Source organism: Candidatus Methylacidiphilales bacterium (genome assembly GCA_025056655.1).
Taxonomy (GTDB): Bacteria; Verrucomicrobiota; Verrucomicrobiia; order Methylacidiphilales; family JANWVL01; genus JANWVL01.
On sequence record JANWVL010000056.1, the window covers coordinates 1 to 3,848 of the forward strand.

The 3,848-nt window shown below is 56.0% G+C and carries 4 protein-coding genes; 1 reads left to right on the forward strand and 3 read right to left on the reverse strand.

Annotation, left to right across the window (positions count from 1 at the left end):
• Positions 1-188: 188 nt before the first annotated feature.
• Positions 189-356 (reverse strand): DUF3387 domain-containing protein, encoded by a 168-nt coding sequence (locus NZM04_03305; protein MCS7063067.1) that lies wholly within the window; start codon positions 354-356, stop codon positions 189-191.
• A gap of 1 nt (position 357) precedes the next feature.
• On the opposite strand from NZM04_03305, the gene NZM04_03310 reads away from it, so the two are divergent.
• The gene (locus tag NZM04_03310; protein MCS7063068.1) at positions 358-531 is read left to right on the forward strand and encodes a hypothetical protein; all 174 of its coding nucleotides are present in this window, start codon (positions 358-360) and stop codon (positions 529-531) included.
• Here the strand turns inward: NZM04_03310 and NZM04_03315 are convergent.
• A complete protein-coding gene (locus tag NZM04_03315) occupies positions 528-3,182 on the reverse strand; it encodes a DUF499 domain-containing protein (GenBank protein MCS7063069.1) in 2,655 nt (884 codons plus the stop codon). The genes NZM04_03310 and NZM04_03315 overlap by 4 nt on opposite strands.
• 8 nt (positions 3,183-3,190) lie before the next feature.
• Positions 3,191-3,848: hypothetical protein (locus tag NZM04_03320; protein MCS7063070.1), on the reverse strand; the 658-nt coding region annotated here is incomplete at its 5' end.

Consider the following 3,848-nt stretch of genomic DNA (forward strand, 5'->3'; position numbering starts at 1 on the left):
GCCATCGCCGAAGGCATCTGCCGCATCCTTCAAAATCCCGACCTCGCCGCCACCCTCCGCCAAAAAGGCCTCGCCCAAGCCCAAAAATTCACCTGGACCGCCTGCGCCCGCGCCACCCTCACCGCCTACCAAAAAGCCCTCGCCTCACGGCCAGGAGAGCAGATGAAATAAAAAAACACACGACCGCCTTACACACAGGAAACCAAATCATCTGACAACAACTTCACCTGTTCAAGCACCGTCCCCGTCGCCCTCTCCTGCTTGTCCGGCGGATAGTCGTGCTTGCGCAGGGTGCGTTTGACCATCACGCGCAACTGCGCCCGCACGTTCTCGCGCAGCGTCCAGTCAATAGTCACGTTGGCCCGCACGGTCCGCACCAATTCCTACGGAATGGTCCGCAAGCTTGGCTCACCCAGCACCCTCACCACAGTCCCAACGTTTCCCCACAAGCCAAGAAACAAGCCCACATCCCCATCCCAAGCATCCTCCGGACAAGGCCTCCAAACCCCATCGATGCATCCACCATCCTAGCTTCTTTCCTCGATAACCTTCGCTCCAATCTGCTGCAAGGTCTCCTGCACATTTTTAAGGGTCATCTGCTTGATCCCACTTTGGCTTCGAGCCTCCAAAGTGATCTGCAAGGCTATATCGGCTCCGTCATTTTGAAGAGGGATCACCACCCCTCGAATGAAATAATGCAGTTTGTCCCAAGAGACAGAGGCTACTAGCTTATATTCGCGAATGCCCGTTTCTGCTGCAACATGAGCCGTTGCAGGATAAAGCCCTGCTGGTTCCTTAACCGCTCCTTTTGATGCTCTCTCTTCTGCTGCTTTTGAAAATCCATCCCCAGCTCCTCTTCCTTCAGATTCCAGCGGCTGCTGTGTCGTCACTTGAGGCTCACGGACGACAACAGCATCGCTCCCAAGCTCCATCGGCGAGATGGGCTCTCCGTAGTAGAGCCGATCGCCCACCCTCACCCCGAAAATCCTCTCCTTCACCCCTTGCGCAATGGCATTGAGCAAGACCTCTTTATTCTCCAACAGAGGGAGCTGCGGATAGCGTAGAAACGCCTCGTAGATCTCATCCAAAGATTTCTCCGCTTCTGCTGGCCCCATCGCCTTTCCCAACACGCGCCGAGGAGAGATCCTATTCAGCAAAAGATCTGCTGTCTGCAAATACTCCTGCACCCGACGAGCTAGGGAGTGCCTGCAGCCCACTGTGGGCAAACTGAGATCCAACCACCGCATTCCTTGCTCATCGACTTTAGCAAGGTGACGGTAGGCACTCATCAAGCGATGACCAATACCCCCCTCTACATCCCTCACTTTACTCTCTAGTGCCCTGCGGTTGTCCTCATTAAGTCGATCCCATACCGTTCTGTCCCCTCGGACAGCCCGAAGTGCCAAAAGACGCTTCACATTCTGGCGGACACTGCCAATTTCGCCCTCATCCACTGCTAAGACGAGCACCGCGTTACGATAGGTTCGAAAAGTCTGGCCGCACTTCTCCAGTAGCTCACGGACAAATGCTTTAGTCCCAGTTGCCTGCCGCTTGTGCTCTAACCCCAGTATCACCAATTTCAACTCCTTGCTATCTGGAATCCCCTGCGAATCTCGAGGCCAAAGAATAACCCGCAGCTCGTCCCCTGCCAGTTCCTCCAAATGCCTCCCAATTTCCTCGTCAATATCTTCCGGCCTCACTGCCTCCTCTTTTTCCACAATCACGCGGTTTAGGTTCGGCTGGCTCAAAAACTGAAAGACCCCGTTTTCCACATGCAGATACCACAGTTCGTCCTCGAGCCGTTTCAATGCATCACCGATGATGGCCGGTTGTAACCCAGGTTGCAGCACAGCCAAACGCAATCGTTGCACCCCTACACCTCGCCTTTCATTCCCGCTAAACGAAGCAAAAAAAATCGCCCGCGCCAAACCGCTTGCAACGCCATACCGCACATATTCCGACCCCATCCCGCGATCAATCTGCTCCGCCTTAGCTTTTCCGCCAGCAGCGATGTCCCCTGCTATTACGCCTTGATATTGGTTGCCAATGTGCCGCAATAACTCCCCGCGGATACTCGGATTGGCCACGTTTACATGCGCAGGCAGAATCAGCGGCGATGAGTCGCGCTGCTGATAAAGCTCACTCACCAGTTGCCCCAATAGACGCAACACCCCACGCGTGCGCTGAAAATCGGGGAACGTGCTCCACCGCTCGAAAAGCACATCAATCAACTCAGGATGAAACGGATATGCCTTGCGTATCCGCTCGCAGTAGTTCGGCTCGCGAGTCTCCCTAGGCGCATCATCGCCAAGCCGTCGATACATCTCGAAAAACTCTTCCGCCGTCCGTCGTATCTCCTGCGGATCGCCTACGTCCTCAAACAATCGCCTGCGGATCACCTCATAAATCTCCTCCCCTTCCACCGGCGTTCTGATCGTTTCTACCCGCCCAAAAACCTGTTGCAACTCATGTAGCGCCCGCTCGCCTTCCTCGCCGTAAGGCACACTCGATGGCAACGTCACCACCAGCACGCATCGCGGCAACACCTTCACCGCCTCAGTCAACTCCTGGTAAAACGCCACCACATCCCCCAAAAAGTCGCGTGCCTTCACTACATACTCCGCTATCTCGTCCATCAAAATTAAAGTCGGGCGGTCACCAAGCAGCCGATGAAGCAAGTCTTTCCCCGGCGCGCGGCGCCTCTGGTCGTGCTCTCTCAAAAGCTCGTATTGTCCCAGTTGATGGGCCAGTTCACCCCATGGCGTCCGACCCTTAAGCGCGTCCGCTGCCGTGCCCACAAAAGTAACCACAGCCGCCTCAGGCGCTGTCTCAAGACCGACATTATTCAGGATGTCGCCAATCGAATCGCCCAGCTCGCGCCCCTGCCGGATGAAATGATAAAGAGCTATCAAGCTGTGAGTCTTGCCCCCACCAAAGGGAGTTTGAATCTGAATAACTGCCTCACCCTTGCCCGTGCCCGCCAATCGCCCGGCCACCGAAGCAAGCAGGCTCACTAATCCCTGCGTAGGATACGTTCGGCGAAAAAAAGTTGCTGCATCCCGATACTCAAGCGGTCCACGACCTGCGACAACATCGGAAATATCGGCAGCAAATACCGCCTCATCCAGACGCCCCCTGGAAATATCCTCATGGGGCGTGACGACTTTGATCCACGGTTTCATAAACACTCCTAATCAAATAATTTTTCTTGTCTATCTGGTCTATAGTTACCGCGCCCATATAGCAAGCCCTGCAATGCCTGCTTTTCTTTGTCGCCATCGGGCAGAACTTCGCTGATGGCCTGCGCCACCTGCCAAAACGCCTCGTTTCCCCCATACGTCTCCGCTAGATGCTCCTTCAGCTCAGCTACGCGATTCGCATTCCATAGCGCCACCGCCTTGTGCAAGGCAGCCACCATCGTCGATCCGCCAAGGCGATCGGCAGCATCCCGTCGATCCAAAGGCGAACGCACCATCACATACTCTCGCTGCCGCTCTACAAGGCCACCCGGCCCCCAATGCTCCGTCAGTTCCACGCCCACGCCTGAAGCCAGCTTCCGAGCCTCGTCAAATGGCACGCGAGCGTGTTTATACGTCCACCGCCAGAGCAGGTAAAATCGCGTCAGCGCGTCCACCCCGCCTAACTGCGCTTGCTGCAAGATCCTCGATAAGGCAAACTCCGCCACCACCTTGCGCACATACTCCAGCAGCTCAGCCGCCGGCACCGGCTCGCCTGAAAGCTTCTCCACCCGCGCGTATTTGCCGAACGCCTCCACCGCCGGCCCGATCGCGCTCATAAAAAAATCCGCTCCCCGAATTCCCTCGTCCCAAAACTGCGTCAGCTTCTGC